16 protein-coding genes and 1 other RNA gene are annotated in these 17382 nt (G+C 51.7%); 3 read left to right on the top strand and 14 right to left on the bottom strand.

What is annotated here, in order from left to right:
* Positions 1-107: 107 nt before the first annotated feature.
* Complete coding sequence (gene ahpC / locus DW757_RS00165; protein WP_008397929.1) at positions 108-671, bottom strand: alkyl hydroperoxide reductase subunit C; 564 nt, start codon at positions 669-671, stop codon at positions 108-110.
* Between the two features lie 241 nt (positions 672-912).
* Between ahpC and DW757_RS00160 the strand changes: the two genes are divergently transcribed.
* The gene (locus tag DW757_RS00160) at positions 913-1380 is read left to right on the top strand and encodes a hypothetical protein (protein ID WP_021966434.1); all 468 of its coding nucleotides are present in this window, start codon (positions 913-915) and stop codon (positions 1378-1380) included.
* Positions 1381-1412: 32 nt separating this feature from the next.
* Here DW757_RS00160 and sigK read toward each other — a convergent pair whose 3' ends face one another.
* From sigK to DW757_RS00125, 8 genes are all read right to left on the bottom strand, one after another.
* A complete protein-coding gene (gene sigK / locus DW757_RS00155; RefSeq protein ID WP_008397925.1) occupies positions 1413-2030 on the bottom strand; it encodes an RNA polymerase sporulation sigma factor SigK in 618 nt (205 codons plus the stop codon).
* A 164-nt stretch (positions 2031-2194) separates the two neighbouring features.
* On the bottom strand, positions 2195-4054 hold the full coding sequence (locus DW757_RS00150) for an ABC transporter ATP-binding protein (RefSeq protein WP_118750650.1): 1860 nt from the start codon (positions 4052-4054) through the stop codon (positions 2195-2197).
* A complete protein-coding gene (locus tag DW757_RS00145; protein ID WP_182433226.1) occupies positions 4038-5753 on the bottom strand; it encodes an ABC transporter ATP-binding protein in 1716 nt (571 codons plus the stop codon). Before DW757_RS00145 ends, DW757_RS00150 begins: the two co-directional genes overlap by 17 nt.
* A gap of 41 nt (positions 5754-5794) precedes the next feature.
* Positions 5795-6223, bottom strand: a complete 429-nt coding sequence (locus DW757_RS00140; RefSeq protein ID WP_118750648.1) for a MarR family transcriptional regulator — start codon at positions 6221-6223, stop codon at positions 5795-5797.
* A 251-nt stretch (positions 6224-6474) separates the two neighbouring features.
* Positions 6475-6600 (bottom strand): hypothetical protein, encoded by a 126-nt coding sequence (locus tag DW757_RS17885; RefSeq protein ID WP_015544390.1) that lies wholly within the window; start codon positions 6598-6600, stop codon positions 6475-6477.
* The gene (locus DW757_RS00135; RefSeq protein ID WP_008397918.1) at positions 6593-7945 is read right to left on the bottom strand and encodes an ABC transporter permease; all 1353 of its coding nucleotides are present in this window, start codon (positions 7943-7945) and stop codon (positions 6593-6595) included. The genes DW757_RS17885 and DW757_RS00135 overlap by 8 nt, the downstream gene beginning before the upstream one ends.
* Positions 7932-9797, bottom strand: coding sequence for a hypothetical protein (locus DW757_RS00130; protein WP_087381729.1), 1866 nt, complete (start codon positions 9795-9797; stop codon positions 7932-7934). The genes DW757_RS00135 and DW757_RS00130 overlap by 14 nt, the downstream gene beginning before the upstream one ends.
* Positions 9794-10681, bottom strand: coding sequence for an ABC transporter ATP-binding protein (locus DW757_RS00125; RefSeq protein WP_015574304.1), 888 nt, complete (start codon positions 10679-10681; stop codon positions 9794-9796). Before DW757_RS00125 ends, DW757_RS00130 begins: the two co-directional genes overlap by 4 nt.
* A gap of 224 nt (positions 10682-10905) precedes the next feature.
* On the opposite strand from DW757_RS00125, the gene pyrB reads away from it, so the two are divergent.
* A complete protein-coding gene (gene pyrB / locus DW757_RS00120) occupies positions 10906-11829 on the top strand; it encodes an aspartate carbamoyltransferase (RefSeq protein ID WP_008397915.1) in 924 nt (307 codons plus the stop codon).
* Complete coding sequence (locus DW757_RS00115; RefSeq protein WP_008397914.1) at positions 11823-12251, top strand: aspartate carbamoyltransferase regulatory subunit; 429 nt, start codon at positions 11823-11825, stop codon at positions 12249-12251. Before pyrB ends, DW757_RS00115 begins: the two co-directional genes overlap by 7 nt.
* A 177-nt stretch (positions 12252-12428) precedes the next feature.
* Here DW757_RS00115 and rnpB read toward each other — a convergent pair.
* The 5 genes from rnpB to rpoD form a co-directional block, all read right to left on the bottom strand.
* Positions 12429-12787: RNase P RNA component class A (rnpB, locus tag DW757_RS00110), an RNA gene on the bottom strand.
* Between the two features lie 94 nt (positions 12788-12881).
* A complete protein-coding gene (locus tag DW757_RS00105; RefSeq protein ID WP_118750647.1) occupies positions 12882-14537 on the bottom strand; it encodes a nucleoside kinase in 1656 nt (551 codons plus the stop codon).
* A gap of 41 nt (positions 14538-14578) precedes the next feature.
* Complete coding sequence (locus tag DW757_RS00100) at positions 14579-15376, bottom strand: Nif3-like dinuclear metal center hexameric protein (protein ID WP_008397912.1); 798 nt, start codon at positions 15374-15376, stop codon at positions 14579-14581.
* Entirely contained in the window at positions 15354-16109 is a 756-nt protein-coding gene (locus DW757_RS00095; RefSeq protein ID WP_118750646.1) for a class I SAM-dependent methyltransferase, read from the bottom strand. The genes DW757_RS00100 and DW757_RS00095 overlap by 23 nt, the downstream gene beginning before the upstream one ends.
* Positions 16110-16256: 147 nt before the next feature.
* Positions 16257-17375: an RNA polymerase sigma factor RpoD gene (gene rpoD / locus DW757_RS00090; RefSeq protein WP_008397910.1), complete on the bottom strand. Its 1119-nt coding sequence runs from the start codon at positions 17373-17375 to the stop codon at positions 16257-16259.
* Positions 17376-17382: the final 7 nt, after the last annotated feature.

The following is a 17382-nucleotide window of genomic DNA, read 5'->3' as shown; positions in this document are numbered from 1 at the left end:
TGTCCTGCAGCTGCCATTATCTCTCGTTTTTTCTCTGAACAGACCCTGCCTTTTCCGCCCGCCTGCTCCTCTCCATGGCACGGCAGAGGCAGGAAAGCGGCCTGCCCTTAGAGCAGTCCCACCAGATCAAGGCTTGGCTTGAGGGTTTCCTCTCCCGGCTGCCATTTAGCGGGGCAGACTTCATCGCCATGCTCATACACAAACTGGGAGGCCTGGAGCCTTCTGAGCAGTTCCTCTGCATTTCTGCCTACATTTCCGGCAATAACCTCATAGGCCACGATTTTTCCCTCGGGATTTACAATAAAGCTGCCTCTCTCTGCCACCCCTTCCTCTTCAATCATCACATCAAAGGCTCTGGCAAGCGCCCCCGTGGGATCTGCCAGCATGGGATACTGAATCTTCTGGATTGTCTGGGAAGCGTCATGCCATGCTTTGTGAACATAATGGGTGTCACAGGACACACTGTAGATTTCGCAGTTCAGCTTCTGAAATTCCTCGTATTTGTCGGCCAGATCCCCCAGCTCTGTGGGGCAGACAAAAGTAAAATCTGCCGGGTAGAAAAAGAATATGCTCCACCTTCCCAGCACATCCGCTTTCGTCACCTCCCTGAAGGCTCCGCCCCCATAGGACTGCACTCTGAATTCGCTGATTTCCCTTCCGATTAACGACATAGAAAAGCCCTCCTTTTTATCAGATTGTCTGTTAGCTTCATTATATCCATATTTTATTGGTTAGTCATTACTAACCATTTATTATCTTACCACCTTTCCTGACGATTGTCAACAGCGTTCTCCCAGGCGCCAAGCCCGTTTTTATCAGCATTTTTACCTAAATTTTACTTTTTATTTCCTGAATTTATGGTAAAATGAACGTACAGAAAGTTTCTGGCAGAATAATGAAAAGGAGGAGCCTATGAGGAAAAAACTTTTATTTGTTCTTGGCACTGCCATGACCATCAGTCTCTGCATGCCAGTTCTCTCCCAGGCCGATGAATGGCATCAGGATTCCACCGGATGGTGGTATGAGATTGACGACGACGATGACGACGATGATTATGACGACTATGCAAAAGACGGATGGAAGCTGATCGACCAGAAGTGGTATTATTTCGACGCGGCCGGATACATGAAAACAGGTTGGATTCATCTTGATGATGACTGGTACTACCTGAATTCAGACGGTTCCCTTCTTACAAACGCCTATACGCCGGACGGCTACTGGGTGAACCACGACGGAGAGTGGGACGACGACGATAGGTACGATGACGACAGATATGATAATGACGACAGGTACGACGATGACAGATATGACGATGACGACGACAGGTACGACGATGACAGATATGACGATGATGACGATGATGACAGATACGATGATTAACTTCTGCCGCCGTTACCGCAGCTGAGGGAGGCCTAAAACGCCTCCCTCAGCTTTTCAATCGCCTTTTTTTCTATCCTGCTTACATAGGATCGCGATATTCCCAGCACGGCCGCAATCTCCCTCTGCGTGTGCTCCTTTGTGCCAAAGAGCCCGTACCGCATGCAGACTACCTTTTTCTCCATGTCCTTCAGGCATTTTGCATAAGCCTCATAGAGTTCTCTCACATCCTGCTCCATGATTATGGTATCGAGAACCTGCGTCTCCTCTGCCTCCAGCACATCCATCAGGCTCACCGTTTCTCCGTCCTTGTCTACGCCTATGGAATCGTAGAGCGACACATCCCTGGCCCTCTTTTTCCCCGCACGGAACAGCATCAGAATCTCATTTTCGACACATTTGGCCGCATAAGTTGCAAGCCTGGAGCCTTTTTCTGCCTTAAAGGTATTTACCGCTTTAATAAGTCCAATGGTTCCAACTGAGAGAAGATCCTCCGTTTCATAGTCTGTATACTGGTATTTCTTTATTACGTGGGCCACAAGCCTCAGGTTTCTTTCTATCAGAACGGCTTTTGCTTCCTCATCGCCCTCCCTGCAACGCTTCAGGTATTCCCGCTCTTCTTCTGCTGTCAGTGGTTTTGGAAAAGTTTTCAAAAAAAGCCGCCTCTAGGTCACGTTAATCTATCTTATGCGCCGGCGGCTTTTCAAGTGCTTTTCCTCCCCCTGGCGGAGCATGGCTTTTTATAATGAGATTTCTCTGTCCCTGTATGCAGGGCAATCCCTTTTGGCTTTCCCCTTTTTGTCAGCTTAACCCAATGTCAGCTTAACTCAAACATTCCCGTATAGAGCTGGTAATACTCTCCCTTCTGGCGAAGCAGATCCTCGTGGTCTCCCCGCTCGATAATCTGCCCCTGTTCCAGCACCATAATGGCATTAGAATTTCGGACAGTGGAAAGCCTGTGGGCAATCACAAACACGGTTCTTCCCTCCATCAGCCGATCCATCCCCTTTTCGATCAGGCTCTCAGTTCTCGTGTCGATGGAGCTGGTTGCCTCGTCGAGAATCAGGACAGGCGGGTCTGCCACAGCGGCCCTGGCAATGGCCAAGAGCTGCCTCTGCCCCTGAGACAGATTGCCTCCGTCTGCGGTAACCATCGTGTCATATCCCTTGGGGAGCCTCCTGATGAAGGAGTCTGCATTGGCCAGCTTTGCCGCCTCCACAACCTCCTCGTCAGTGGCATCCAGCCTTCCGTACCGGATGTTGTCGGCAATGGTTCCTGTAAACAGATGCGTATCCTGTAGAACGATTCCGAGAGAACGCCGCAGATCATCCTTTTTGATTCTCTTGACGTCGATTCCGTCATAGGTAAGGCTGCCTCTGTCAATGTCGTAAAACCGGTTGATCAGGTTTGTGATCGTAGTCTTTCCGGCTCCTGTGGAGCCGACAAAGGCAATCTTCTGCCCCGGCTTTGCATAAAGGCTTATCTGCTTTAGAATCGGGTGCCCCGGCTCATACCCAAAGTCCACATGGTCGAACCGCACATCTCCCCGGAGGGGAATAAGCCTCTCCCCTCCATCCTCTGTCTTCTCCTTCCAGGCCCAGAGTCCTGTGCGTGTTTCTGACTCCTCCATGCTGCCGTCCGGGTTATCCTTCCTGTTTACCAGGGTTACGGTTCCCTCATCTGTTTCCGGCTCCTCGTCCATTGCCTCGAAAATCCGCTCCGCTCCTGCCAGGGCGGCCAGCATGAAGTTAGACTGCAGGGTAAACTGGTTCAGGGGCATGGCTGTCTGGCGCACAAAGACCAGGTAGCTGCTCAGACTTCCCACATCCGTCCAGCCCCGCAGGACCATATAGCCTCCCACCATGGCTACAATGGCAAAATTCACATAGGAAATGCTGACAATGACAGGAACCATGCTTCCGGAATAGGTGAGGGCGTTCGTGGCCGCCTCCTGAAGATTCCTGTTTTTTCTTCGGAACTCCTCGATGCTGGCCTCCTCGTGGTTGAACACCTTCACCACCTTCTGCCCTGCTGTCCGCTCCTCCACAAAGCCGTTTAAATCTCCCAGATACTTCTGCTGGAAGTTAAAATAATACTTGCTCTTCTTTCCGCTGTATCTGATATAGGAGAACATCAGAATGTAGCAGACAAACACAATCAGGGACAGCCTCCAGTTCAGCACAAAAATCAGGGTCAGAGTTCCCACAATCTGGATAAAGCTCTGGATGATCATGGCAAAGCTGTTGTTCAGGGCGTCTGAGATAGTGTCCACATCATTGGTAAAACGGCTCATGATATCCCCGTGCGTTCTGGTGTCAAAGTATTTCAGTGGGAGCTTCTGCACGTGGCCGAACAGATCCCGGCGGATCTCAAAGATAATCTTCTGGGCCGCCACCACCATGGTCTGGGTATAGCCGTAGGCCGCCAGGACTCCGCAAAGGTACACTGCCGCCGTGAACATCACAGCCTTTACAAGGCCGTCTAAGTCGCCGGGCACTATGTAATTATTTACAATCGGCTTAAGCATATAGGTTCCAATAAGGCCCGCCGAGGCACTGATCGACACAAGCACAGCCACCAGAAGCAGAAGGAACTTATGATTTCCCATATAGCCCAGGAGCTTTAAAAAGGTCTTTTTCAGGTTTTTCGGTCTCTTGCCGTTAAACTGTCTCGCCATCTTTCTCTGCTCCTTTCTGCTGGGAATAGTAGAGCTCCTGATAGATCGGATCCTTCTCCAAAAGCTCCCTGTGGGTTCCCACTGCGTGGATTTTTCCATCCTCCAGAATCACAATCTGATCCGCATCCATGACGGAAGTGATCCTCTGTGCGATGATAATCTTTGTCATATCGGAAAGCTTTGCAAGCTCTGCCCGTATTTTTGCGTCTGTGGCCGTGTCCACGGCGCTGGTGGAGTCGTCAAAAATCAATACCTTCGGATGCTTTAAAAGCGTCCTGGCGATACAGAGTCTCTGCTTCTGGCCGCCGGAGACATTGACGCCGCCCTGTCCCAGGTCCGTATCATACCCCTCCGGGAACCGGCCGATGAACTCATCCACACAGGCTGCATGGCAGGCCCACTCGATCTCCTTCTCATCAGCGCCCTCATTTCCCCACAGCAGGTTTTCCCGGATACTCCCTGAAAACAGAACATTTTTCTGGAGCACAATGCCCACAGCGTCCCTCAGGTGCTTCAGGGAAAAGCGCTTCACATCCTTCCCGTCAATCAGAAGCTGCCCTGAGGTAATGTCATAGAGCCGGGGGATCAGCTGCACCAGGGTGCTCTTTGCAGAACCGGTTCCTCCGATAATTCCCACGGTTTCTCCGGCCCGTATGTGAAGGTTTATGTCGGAAAGCACATATTCCTTCGCATCCTCCCTGTACTTGAAGTACACATGCTCAAAGTCAATGGAGCCGTGCTCCACCGTTTCCACCGTGTCCTCCCCGTCCACCAGATCCAGAGGCTCGTCAAAGACCTCGCCGATTCGTCTGGCGCTGGCAAGGGAGCGGGTGAGCATCAGGAACACATTGGAGATCATCATCAGGGAATTGATGATCTGCTGCACATAGGTCAGAAATCCTGTCAGCTCTCCCACCTGCATGCCGCCTATCTGCACCATCCTCCCTCCAAACCAGAGGATCATGACGACCGCTCCGTACATGACAAGCTGGAAAGCCGGAAGGTTCAGCACTGCATAGTGGAAGGTTTTCTGGCTGGTTTTCTTTAAATCGCTGTTTACCTGCGCAAATTTTTCCTCCTCGTACTCGCCGCGGACAAAGGCCTTCACAACGCGGATGGCATTCAGGTTTTCCTGCACAATGGCGTTCACCCGGTCGACAGCCCTCTGAAGCCTCCCGTACATGGGGGCCACATGGCTCACGATAGAGTAGAGGATAAAGGCAAGGATCGGAATGCAGACAGCAAATACTAAAACCAGCTTCCGGTTCAGGTAAAAGGTCATACCAAGCCCCATGAGCAGCATCACAGGGCTTCGCACCAGAGGTCTCAGGCCTCCGCTTACCGCATTCTGCATCACAGTGACATCTGTCGTCATACGCGTAATCAGGGAAGAGGTTTCGAAGTGATCCAGGTTGCCGAAGGAATACTCCTGCACCTTGATATATTCCGCTTCCCTGAGAGCGGCTCCGAAGCCGTTGGCGGCTCTTGCGGAAAATCTGGCATAGATAAGGCCCGTAATCAGGGCCAGCAGAGCGCAGCCCATCATAATCATGCCCCGCTCTACAATGTAGTCCATATCGTGGTTTGCCACCCCCACGTCAATCATGTCAGCCATCAGCATGGGGATCGTAAGCTCAAAACTGGCCTCTATCACCACAAACAGCACAGCCAGAATAAACTGCTTCCTGTATGGCTTCATGTATCTGAAAATTCGCTCTAAATCCTTCACCGCTTCCTCCTTTAAAGGGCATCCTTCCCGCTGAGATTCTTGTAAATCCGCTTCAAATACTCTGTCAGCTCCCTCTTCTCCTTCTCAGAAAAGCCGGCCAGCATCTCTTCCTCCACCTCCTGGCAGCGGGTCTCCCACAGCTTATACTGTCTGAGCCCTGTCTCTGTCAGGGAAAGGCTTCCCGCTCTCCGGTTGTTCTCCGCCACCGTTCTTCTGATCAGGCCGCCCTTCTCCAAGGTATCGAGGATACGGCTGACAGTGGCCGGCTCAATATCGCAGTACTCCGCCAAATCCTTCTGCATACAGCCCTCATGACTGACCAGGTAGCCGAGAATCTTAGGCTGACCAGGCGCCAGCTTAATCTGTGCCATAAACGGGCGAAGACGCTTCCTCTGTGCGTGAAAAACCCTGTACAGAAGCATTTCCAGATACAGCTTCATTTTCTCTCCTCCTTCCCCAAAAGCTGGTGCCCTTTTGTCTATTCATCCTGACACCCAGTCTTTTTTGTTCAGCGCAATCATTGTATAATGCAACTGTTAGAATGCTAATTATAACACATTCATTGTATCTCTCCTGCTGAAAATGTCAATAGGCCGGGAATTTTATTCCTGCAAAGTCATAAAATTCCCGGCCTTCCGGTATTGTTCCTTCGTACATCTTTTGGGGCACTTATCTTTTGAGGCACTGTCCTTTACCGCCTGTCGTACACCGCTTCCACGATTCCATTCTCGTTTTGCGTTTCTGTCAGTCTGAGCTTCCTCTCTCCCTGAAATGGCCCGAACAGGCGGATTCCCTCTCCGAGCAGCCTCCTACTCATTCCTGATAGCCGCAAGGGGACTTAGTTTCATTGCCCTCTGTGCAGGGAAAAATCCGGCTATCATTCCGATCAGAACAGCAAAGCCCACAGCCGCCAGAGCAAGCCAGGGCGGAATCATGGAAAGACGGCTGCTCATGCCCGCCGTCAGGCTGGGTGCCAGAAAGCGGTTGACAAGGGCCGACACGCCGTAGCTCAGTATCAGTCCGATCACCCCTCCCATGAATCCTATGAAGCCAGCTTCAATTAAAAACATGCTTCGGATATTTCCCATAGCACATCCCAGTACCTTCAGCACGCCGATCTCTTTTGTCCTCTCGTAGATGGACATCATCATGGTGTTGGCGATGCCGATGGCTGCGACGAACAGGGACACTGCCCCGATTCCGCCCAGGACAGCCTGAACCATACTGGACTGTTTCTGTGAGGATTCCAGCCAGTCCATACGGCTGCTGGCCTCATAGCCCATGGTGATAAGCTGCTGCTGGACTTCCTTTACATTGTCCATATCGTCTACATTGACAACCGCCTGCTCGTAGATAAAGTAGGGATATGGCTTTCCCTTTTTGTTGGTAGGCTGGCCTGGTATGGGATCCTTTTTAAATACCTGCTTTAGCTGAGCCTTCAGCTTTTCCAGATCCACATATACGCTGTAGCTGTACTCATTGTAGTCCTCCGGTCCTCCCTCCACCAAAGCGGCGGTATTCAGCATATATTTTTTAGGCGGCTGTACATTTTCACCGTCTGCCCCTGTCCCGCCGGACTGGGATTGGTAGTAGGCGTTCATGTCAAAAATCACAAACATGGGGCGGTTCATGAAATCCACATCCGGCTCTTCCCCCGTATCCCAATACCCCTTCCCTGTCTTGGAATTGCTGAAGTTTCGAGCCACCATATTTCCCACCACCATCTCAAGTCCCTCTGCGTTGGGGGAGGGGCGGCTGCCCTTTCCCAGCGGAATATCCTTCATAAAGTCCAGAGGAACTCCTGTCATGGTCACATATCCTTCATAGGCCCCCTGCTTCATCAGGACACTCATAGTAAGCATCGGATAGACAGAGGTCACATGGGGAATTTCTGCAAAGCTCTTTATGGTCTCATCTGTCATGAATTTGTCCTCTGACACATCCTCGCCGTTCATGTTCTGATAATTATAGATTTCAATGGCTGTCAGGCTGCCCGATGAACGGATATTCTCCATGGTGAAATTATTCAGTCCGATTCCCAGAGAAACCATTACTACGATGGAGGCAGTGCCGATGACTACTCCGAGAACAGTCAGAAAGGTTCTGAGCTTTCGCCGGCGCAGATTATTGACGCTCATGATGAGCAGATCAAGAAATCTCATCGTCTATATCCTCTTCCTCCTCTTTCAGTGCCTTCTTCTTTTTTCTGTGGCGGTAAACGCCGGCTCCCGTACCGGCCCCGGCCAGTGCAAGGACTGCAAGAGCCGGAATCTTGAATTTGTCAAAGAGAGATGGCTCTTCCTCCATCATCATCTCATCCATTCCGTCCATGGTGCCCATGTCCGCCGTCTCCTCCACCGGCTCCGTGACGAGGAGGCTCATCTCCTTTTCCACCTCCGTCACCGCTCCGTTTTCATCCTCATAGGAGATAATGATCTTTATCTTTCCATCGTCCATCGTTGGAGACGCGCCTGTGATCATGGTATCCACGTTTCCCGTCTTTCCCGGTTCAATGTTTCCTACATAGGCGTCTGTTTTCTGGATGGAGTCTCCCTCAAAAGTAGCTGTCACATTGTAGAGAAGTACCTTTCCCGTATTGTTAATGCCAAACATGACATTCGTTTCCGAGCCTACGGTGATGCTCTCCGGCATCACGTCGATGGTACTGGTGCTGAGTCTCGCCTTCTGCTTCACAGGGAGGGAGATAGAAACAGATTCCTCTGCATTCTTGAACTCAGGGCTGTCGTACTTTTCCTTGATGGTCATGGTGTAGGACTTCTGCTCCGCTGTCGGAGAGGAATTAAACAAAAGCTCCAGATCCACGGTCTGTCCGGGCGCCAGACTGTTTACCACCAGGGAGGAGGAACCGCTTTCTGTGGTGAATACCGGATTTTTTTCTGTGTCCTCCGAACTGAAAGTAAAAAGGATATTGCTTGCCTGCACATCGGACGACGCATTTTTCATCCTGATTTTCAGCACAAACGGGGTTCCCGCATAGACCTCAGCCGGCTCTGTAGAAAAGCTGTCTACAATGATCCTGGCCTTCGTCCTCTCATTTTCGCCTGCATCGGCCTCCAGATCGTCGTCATCTTCTCCCTTGACACGGACATAGAATACCTTCTCCACCGGCTCCTCAAAGTCTCCGTCTTCTGTCTCCCTGTATGTAATCTTGTAGGTAATCGGATAAAAGCCGGACTTGGCATCCTCTCTGACAGCCATGCTGTACGGTACGGACACCGTCTGATTTACCTCCAGATCTCCCATTTTCCTGTCATAATTTCCGTCATTGATATCAAAGGGGAATTTCTCCACCGCCGCGTCAAGCTGCATATAAACGCGTACATCGTACATTTTTCTGTGTCCGCTGTTTCTTAAGTTTACCCCAAAATTCAGCACCTCGCCGTAAGCTCCAAATGGTGTGGACTGATTTTCTCCGATGGTAATATCATAGTCCATCTCCTCCGTTTCCTCCTCCGTTCCGTCAGAAGCCGATACCCAGAGATTGACGCCTACGGTTTTTTCGTGATCCCGGCTGCTGTTCAAATCAAAAAAGGCCTGATAGTAGCCTGCCGGAAGATCCCTTCTGAGCTGAAAGGTCATAGACACTGTTTTAGAGGAATTTTTACGGATGGTTCCCACCTTTTTATCCTCAAAGGTTGAGGAGTCCGCCTCAAACGGAAACTGGGTGTTGTAATTGCGGATCGTGTTTTCGTCCTCCTCCGTATCATCCTCCTCCTCTTCAAACACATTATTCAGAATATCGTCATATCGCTGCCCGCCGACCAGGGTGATAGTGGTATCCTCCATGTCGTAATCCTGATCATTCACAATTTTCATGCGGATTGTAATCTTATCTCCGGCCTTTCCTCTGGGGACCTTGCTGACTTCAATTCGGCCGTCGTTGAAATTTGTCATGTCCATCATGCCTGCATACACCTGCCCCGGCAGTCCCGCAAGCACCATGCACACGGCCAAAAGCAGTGCAAGGATCCGTCCAAGCTTTTTTATCCTCATGTTCTGTCCTCCCTGTTTTTTTTCTCTTCCCCTGTGCTGTCCGGCTGCTTCTCCTGTTTTTCTCCAGCCTCCAGGTTTTCCTCCCCGTCATCCGGCGGCCCTGTCTTTTCTTCATCCGGCCGGGTTTCCCCTACAGCCTCCTGTGAGCTGTGATCCATCGTTTCTATCTTCACGATCTTTCCGTCAATAATATGAAAAATCCTGTCCGCATAGGTGGCCAGGTGATCGTCATGGGTAACCATGACAAGTGTCTGGTTCTGCTCCCGGACAATTTTCTGCATCAGCTTTAAAACTTCCATCGTTGTTTTGGAATCCAGGTTTCCTGTGGGCTCATCGGCAAAGATAATCTTCGGCTTTACCGCCAGAGCCCTGGCAATTCCCACTCTCTGCTGCTGCCCGCCCGACATCTGATTCGGCATATGATCGGATACGTGTGACAGCCCCACCAGCTTCAGATACTTCTGTGCCTTGCGGATCCTCTCCTTTTTTCCGATTCCGCGGAAGGCCAGAGGCAGAGCCACATTCTCGATGGCGTTCATGGTGCCTAAAAGGTTATAGGACTGAAAAATGAAGCCCACCCGCTCCCGCCGGAAGGCTACCAGCTGATCCTCCTTCATCTTCTCGATATGCTTTCCTGCTATCACAATCTCGCCCTTTGTAGGCTTCTCAAGCCCTGCCAGCATATTTAAAAGTGTGGACTTTCCCGAACCGGACGGCCCCACAATGGCACAGAACTCTCCCTTGTACATCGTAAAATCCACCCCGTTCAGGGCATGGACCTTCGTTTCGCCCACCCGGTAGATCTTATACAGCCTTCTTACCTGAATGACAGGACTTCTCGTTTCCTTCTCTGAAGGCCTGACTGCCTCTCTCTCTTCTTCCATATCCTGTCCCCCCTTTGACGGCTTTATCCTGCTCCCGCCAGGCATTTTTCATCACGGCCGGACAGATCTCGCCTGTTCTTTTCTCCTCCATTATACCCAATAACCGTACAAAGGCCTACCTTATTTTTCTTAAATTCTCTTAAAAATTTCTTACACGGTCTGGTAATTGTGTCTGCAATCCGCTATAATTAGTTCAAATCTATGTTAACACAAAGGAGAGCCAAATGAGACATTTGTTAAATCCTCTGGATTTTTCCGTTGAAGAGATCGGCCAGCTTCTCGATCTGGCAAATGATATAGAGAAAAATCCGCAGAAATATGCCCACGTCTGTGACGGCAAAAAATTAGCGACCCTGTTTTACGAGCCAAGCACCAGAACACGCCTGAGCTTTGAATCCGCCATGCTTCGCCTGGGAGGCAGCGTGCTGGGATTCTCCTCCGCCGACTCCAGCTCTGCGGCGAAGGGTGAGAGCGTTTCCGATACAATCCGCGTTATCTCCTGCTATGCAGACATCTGCGCCATGCGCCATCCGAAGGAGGGGGCACCTATGGTAGCTTCCGCTCACTCCCGCATCCCTGTCATCAACGCAGGAGACGGGGGACATCAGCACCCTACACAGACTCTTACCGATCTTCTGACTATCCGTTCCTTAAAGGGACGCCTGGATCACCTGACTGTAGGGCTGTGCGGGGATCTGAAATTCGGCCGCACAGTTCACTCTCTGATCAACGCCCTGGTGCGGTACTCAGATATCCGCTTTGTCCTCATCTCTCCGCCGGAGCTTCGCATTCCCGACTACATCAGGGAGGATGTGCTGGAGGCGAAGGGAATTGAATTTAAAGAGGTGGAAAATCTCGATGACGCCATGCCGGATCTTGACATCCTCTACATGACCCGCGTGCAGAAGGAGCGTTTCTTCAACGAGGAGGACTACATCCGCATGAAGGACTGCTATATTCTGGACAGACAGAAGATGAAGCTGGCAAAGGATGACATGTACGTTCTCCATCCGCTTCCGAGAGTAAACGAGATTTCCGTGGAGGTGGATGACGATCCGAGGGCTGCTTATTTCAAACAGGTGCAGTACGGCGTCTATGTGAGAATGGCGCTTATTATGACTTTACTGGGGGTGGAAAGACCATGTTAAATATCAGCGGACTGAGCGAGGGCATTGTCCTTGACCATATCGAAGCCGGAAAAAGTATGGATATTTACTTTAAACTGGGGCTGGACAAGCTGGACTGCCAGATTGCCATTATCAAGAATGCCAAAAGCTCCAAGATGGGAAAGAAGGATATTATCAAGATAGACGGCGGACTGGATGTGGTGGATCTGGACGTGCTCGGCTACATTGACCACAACATTACCGTAAACATCATCCGTGACAGCCGGATCGTGGAAAAGAGAAGCCTGGACCTGCCAAGGAAGATCACCAATGTGATCCAGTGCAGAAATCCGCGCTGCATCACCTCCATTGAGCAGGAGCTTCCCCACGTCTTCTACCTGGCTGACGAGAAAAAGGAGATTTACCGCTGCCTGTACTGTGAAGAAAAATATGAAAAGAAATAAAAAAGCAGCCCCTGTGGCCGGAGAGGAAGTCCTCCTCTCCCAGGCCCGGAGGGCTGTTTTCATTTCTCTTTTCACCGGAAGAAACAGGCGTTCTGCCTTTCCTGGCTCACTTCTCTTTGCAAACCGGATTTTCTCCAAAGCAAAAAGCTGCACAGAATTCTCCATGCAGCTTTTCTGTCTCCGAGCAAAACGATAAGCCGGGTTATGTCGTTGAATGGCCATCTATCCACTTCTGCCGTCGCCGGCAGACTCTAGCGACCTACCCGAAAGCAGACGGGCCGCCTTATGCTTTCTGTTCGGTCTTGCTTCGGATGGGGTTTACATGTGCCCCGCCTGTTGCCAGCCGGGCGGTAGTCTCTTACACTGCCTTTCCACCCTTACGCGGCTGCATCTTCTGCCCCGCGCGGTTTATTTCTGTTGCACTGTCCCTGGAGTCGCCTCCGCCAGACGTTATCTGGCATCCTGCCCTGTGAAGCCCGGACTTTCCTCACCTGCGGCCTTTCGGCACCTGCAGCTGCGGCCATTTGTCTTACTCGGAAAACTTATATAGTCTATCACATTTTTTTCTGTTTGTCCATTCCCGCAAGGAGGAATCTTGCGTTTTTGGCAGCTGCCGGGCGGCAGAGCCCCCTATATCCGAAAGCAGCTTCCGCCGATAAACTCCCGGATCATGGAATTGTGCGGTATCAGCTCGCTGCCCACTCCCAGAAAATAGTCCAGGAACTTGAGGAGCCGCTTGGCTTCTGCATACTCCGGCGAGTCAGACGGGATTCCAAACAGAAGAGGCTCTGCGTACTGCTTAAGGACGGCCAGCTCATAGAGCAGGGCAGAGTTAAACATCACATCTGCGCTCTCCTGGAAGGGGAAAATGTTTTTCTCCTCCCCGCGCCTTACTGAATCCCACATGCGTATGGTTTCCTGGGCGGATGCTCCCCTGGTTCTGGCATCCCGGATCATGCGGCGCAGAAGTCTTCCGTCTGTGGTGGGAATCCTGTTGTGCTCGTCGATATTGAGCTGAGTCAGGGCGCTGATATAGATCCGGAATTTCTTCTCCTTCGGAAGGGAATAGGACAGCCTGTCGTTCAGGCAGTGGATTCCCTCAATCACGAGAATATCCTCCGCTCCCAGCTTCAGGAAATCTCCCCTATATTCTCTCTCCCCACTGATAAAATTGTAGCGGGGCAGTTCTACCATCTCGCCGGCGAGAAGGGCAGTCATATCCTCGTTAAACTGTCTGACATCCAGACATTCCAGAGCCTCATAGTCGTAGCTCCCGTTTTCATCCCTCGGGCTGTTTACGCGGTTGACAAAGTAATTATCCACAGAGATCGGGTGAGGTCTGAGCCCCAGCGCCTGAAGCTGGATGGAAAGCCGGCGGGAAAAGGTAGTCTTTCCTGAAGATGAGGGGCCTGCAATCATCACCAGCTTCCGATCCGGCCTTGCGGCCACGGCCTCTGCGATATCACCGATCTTTTTTTCCTGAAAGGCCTCCTGCATCAGAATCAGCTCATTCATCCGCCCTGCCGTTATCGCCTCATTTAATGAACCCACATCGGAGATGCCCAGCCGTTCTCCCCATTCCTCCGACTCTCTCTGTACGTCAAAGAGCTTCTTTCTGGGCACCAGCGCGCTGATATGCTCCGGTGCGCTTCTGCCCGGAAGCAGAAGGACAAAGCCGCTCTCGTAGAGAGCCAGATCGTAATATTTGATAAAGCCTGTATGCTCCACCATGTACCCGTAGAAATAGTCCTGGAAATTCCCGATGGAGTACACGTTTACTCTGGAAGCCCTCCTGAATCGAAACAGCTTTTCCTTGTCATACATTCTGTGACGGTGAAACTGTTCCACCGCCTCTGATGTATTGACGCTCTGCTTGATGATGGGCAGACACATGGACTGCAGCTCTCCCATTCTGGCCTTCACGTTTTTAAGAAGAGAACTATCCAGGTCAAACTCTCCCTCCGGCTCTACATAGAGACCCTGGCCTACGGAAAAGCAGACCGTTATCTTTTTTACTTTATCCCCTCCCACAGTGTCATAGAAGGCCTTCAGCATCAAAAATACAGCGCTTCTCTGGTAAGTCTGCCAACCTTCCCTGTCTGCTGCCGTGATCAGAGAAATTTCGCAATCCCCCTTCAGTTTTTTGCTGAGTTCCCGAAGTCTCCCATTCGCCCTCACGAGCAGAATATCGTGGCTCACCTTTTCTCTGAAGTCCGCCGCTATCGCGCTGTACGGCGTTCCCTCCGGATACTCTCTCCTCTCCCCCTCCACTGTCACAAAAGCCATGTCACTTCCTCCTTTGCCGTCCTTGCACTTCTGCCAAAAACCTAAATCACGCAGTTTGGAAGTCCCTGGGCAGACTTCACCGCCTCAAGCCCTGGGATCTCACGCTCCAGGAATTCTTTTATAAAATCCATGAAAATCTGTTCCACGCCAAAGTGTCCCGCGTCTATGACAATCAGTCCCTCCGCAGCCGCGTCTATGCCTGTGTGGTGGCTGATGTCTCCGGTTATATAAACCTGAGCCCCGCAGGCAAGAGCCTGTTTAAGCGTCCCGCCTCCGGCTCCCGGACAGACCGCCGCCTTCTGAATCTTCTGCCCTGTTTTATCCCCGCCGTACACTGACACGCAGGGAAGTCCAAAGGCTCTCTTCACATGTTCTGCCGCCTCGCGGACCGTCATCTCTCTGGGCAGCATCCCGAAAGCGCCGATCCCGTAGGGGACTTTCTCCTCTGTTTCCCCCATGGGCTCCAGTACCTCTGTCTCCCCAAGTTGGAGGCGCTCTGCAGCCAGCTCTGCCATACAGCCGGGAGCGGCGTCGAAGTTCGTGTGCATGGCATAATACGAAATATCACCCTGAATCAGCTTTAAAATTCTCCTGCCGATGAAATCATCGTCATTGATCTTTTTAAGGGGACTGAAAATCAGGGGGTGGTGGGTCAAAAGCATATCGGCTCCAAGACGCAGAGCCTCCTCCACCACAGCGTCATCTGCATCCACTGCCACAAGCACCCGCTTTACCTCCTTATCCCTGCGTCCCACTAAAAGTCCCGGGTTATCCCAGTCACAGGCCATACTCTCAGGTGCCAGCCTGTTCAGTATCTCAATGATCTCTCTGCACTTCATTCTGCGCCTCCTCTATCAGATTCAGTTTTTCCGTCAGCTCCTCTGCCCTCTTTCCTGCACTCACTGTGTCCTGCCCCTTAAGGGATTCCAGAATCCTGCACACTGTATTTTTCTCCCGCTCCAGAAACTCCTCAAGAACCGGATGGCCGGACTCAAGCAGGCATTTCCCGTAAATATAATCGATCTCCTTTTCATATATCTGGGGCACCGGCTGCTCCGGGGCTTTTTCCTGAGCCGCGCCGGATCTTCCATCCCCCCCGGGCCCTGCCACATCCATGATGGTGTAGAACTTTCCCTCCTCCTTCACCATCTCCTCCCTCCGGATGGAAAAACCGCGTTCCAGAAGGTAGTGCCTCACATGGGCCAGATCCGACTGGGGCGAGAGGACCCACTGGGAAACGCTGTCCCAGACGTGTCTGCCCTCCTCCAGTATATGTATCTCCAGCTCTCCTCCCATTCCGGCAATCACCACCGTGTCCGCCTCCCCTGGCGCGAGTTTCTTCAGCCCGTCAGAAAGCCGGGTCTGTATTCTGCCGGAAAGTCCGGCCTCCCCGATATGTTCTTCCGCTCTCAGAAGGGGTCCCTTTCTCACATCCATAGCCAGCGCAGAGGGAACGCGTCCCGTCTGCACGAGATAAATGGGAACGTACCCGTGATCCGTCCCGATATCTGCCAGGCGGTTTCCGGGTTCCACAAAGGACGCGATCATTTCCAGTCTGTCCGATAATTTCATGTCTTCTCACTCCGTGTCTGATTTTTGCAGGCCTGTCTCCCGGCTCTGCCCGTAAAGTCTGTATTTTTCTCTGCCTGCGGATGCACCTGTCATGCTTTTTGGCATCTTCCATGCCGGTTCTCCTTCCGGCAGGCTGCAGCCTGGGTCTTAATCCAGATAGTCCTTGAGCTTCCTGCTCCTGCTGGGATGTCTCAGCTTACGCAGCGCCTTTGCCTCAATCTGGCGGATCCGCTCCCTGGTCACGTTGAACTCGCGCCCAACCTCTTCCAGCGTTCTCGGTCTCCCGTCATCCAGGCCAAAGCGCAGCCTTAAAACCTTCTGTTCCCTGTCTGTCAAAGTGTCCAGCACCTCCATAAGCTGTTCATGGAGAAGGGTATAGGTGGCAGCGTCTACCGGCACCTGCACATGGTCATCCTGGATGAAATCTCCCAGATGGCTGTCCTCCTCCTCCCCGATAGGCGTTTCCAGGGAAACAGGATCCTGGGAAATCTTCATAATCTCCCGCACCCGCTCCACAGGCATATCCAGCTTCTCCGCCAGCTCCTCCGCAGACGGCTCCCGTCCCAGCTCCTGAAGAAGCTGTCTGGAAGTGCGGATCAGCCGGTTGATGGTTTCCACCATGTGTACCGGAATCCGGATCGTCCTGGCCTGATCGGCGATGGAGCGGGTAATGGCCTGTCTGATCCACCAGGTAGCGTAGGTGCTGAATTTGAAGCCCTTGGAGTAGTCGTACTTCTCCACTGCCTTGATAAGCCCCAGATTTCCCTCCTGTATGAGATCGAGAAACTGCATTCCTCTTCCCACATACCGCTTGGCAATACTGACCACCAGACGCAGGTTTGCCTCCGCCAGCCTCTTTTTGGCCGACTCGTCCCCCATCTCCATCCGTTTTGCAAGGTCAATCTCCTCCTCCGGCGTGAGCAGCGGAACCTTCCCGATCTCCTTTAAGTACATGCGCACCGGATCCTCGATGCTCACGCCCTCAGGCATGGACAATTCCAGGTTGTCCACATCGATGTCCTCTTCCTCCGTCATCTCCTCCTCCAGGAAGAGATCCGGCTCAATATCCAGATCCTCCTCCGGCGTAAGCACATCCACCTTGTTGTTTTCCAGAAAATCGTCGATCTGGTCAAGCTGGTCGGGATTCAGTATTTCGCCATGGAAAAAATCTATGATTTCTTTCTGCTCCAGCACATTTTTTTTCTTTTTCGCCAGTTCCAGAAGTTTTTCCAGCTTCTCTTCAAAAGTCAGTGTCTTTTCTTCCATAAATCTC

The sequence above is a fragment of the Clostridium sp. AM29-11AC genome, assembly GCF_003480545.1.
Classification (GTDB): Bacteria; Bacillota; Clostridia; order Lachnospirales; family Lachnospiraceae; genus Otoolea; species Otoolea saccharolyticum_A.
This window is presented reverse-complemented; position numbering and strand designations above follow the sequence as displayed.

What these genes read in the sequence shown, in the direction of transcription:
- ahpC (WP_008397929.1), bottom strand. Translation starts at nt 671, where the DNA reads ATGTCGTTAATCGGAAGGGAAATCAGCGAATTCAGAGTGCAGTCCTAT.
- DW757_RS00160 (WP_021966434.1), top strand. Translation starts at nt 913, where the DNA reads ATGAGGAAAAAACTTTTATTTGTTCTTGGCACTGCCATGACCATCAGT.
- DW757_RS00150 (WP_118750650.1), bottom strand. Translation starts at nt 4,054, where the DNA reads ATGGCGAGACAGTTTAACGGCAAGAGACCGAAAAACCTGAAAAAGACC.
- DW757_RS00145 (WP_182433226.1), bottom strand. Translation starts at nt 5,753, where the DNA reads ATGAAGCCATACAGGAAGCAGTTTATTCTGGCTGTGCTGTTTGTGGTG.
- DW757_RS00140 (WP_118750648.1), bottom strand. Translation starts at nt 6,223, where the DNA reads ATGAAGCTGTATCTGGAAATGCTTCTGTACAGGGTTTTTCACGCACAG.
- DW757_RS17885 (WP_015544390.1), bottom strand. Translation starts at nt 6,600, where the DNA reads ATGAGTAGGAGGCTGCTCGGAGAGGGAATCCGCCTGTTCGGGCCATTT.
- DW757_RS00135 (WP_008397918.1), bottom strand. Translation starts at nt 7,945, where the DNA reads ATGAGATTTCTTGATCTGCTCATCATGAGCGTCAATAATCTGCGCCGG.
- DW757_RS00130 (WP_087381729.1), bottom strand. Translation starts at nt 9,797, where the DNA reads ATGAGGATAAAAAAGCTTGGACGGATCCTTGCACTGCTTTTGGCCGTG.
- DW757_RS00125 (WP_015574304.1), bottom strand. Translation starts at nt 10,681, where the DNA reads ATGGAAGAAGAGAGAGAGGCAGTCAGGCCTTCAGAGAAGGAAACGAGA.
- pyrB (WP_008397915.1), top strand. Translation starts at nt 10,906, where the DNA reads ATGAGACATTTGTTAAATCCTCTGGATTTTTCCGTTGAAGAGATCGGC.
- DW757_RS00115 (WP_008397914.1), top strand. Translation starts at nt 11,823, where the DNA reads ATGTTAAATATCAGCGGACTGAGCGAGGGCATTGTCCTTGACCATATC.
- DW757_RS00105 (WP_118750647.1), bottom strand. Translation starts at nt 14,537, where the DNA reads ATGGCTTTTGTGACAGTGGAGGGGGAGAGGAGAGAGTATCCGGAGGGA.
- DW757_RS00100 (WP_008397912.1), bottom strand. Translation starts at nt 15,376, where the DNA reads ATGAAGTGCAGAGAGATCATTGAGATACTGAACAGGCTGGCACCTGAG.
- DW757_RS00095 (WP_118750646.1), bottom strand. Translation starts at nt 16,109, where the DNA reads ATGAAATTATCGGACAGACTGGAAATGATCGCGTCCTTTGTGGAACCC.
- rpoD (WP_008397910.1), bottom strand. Translation starts at nt 17,375, where the DNA reads ATGGAAGAAAAGACACTGACTTTTGAAGAGAAGCTGGAAAAACTTCTG.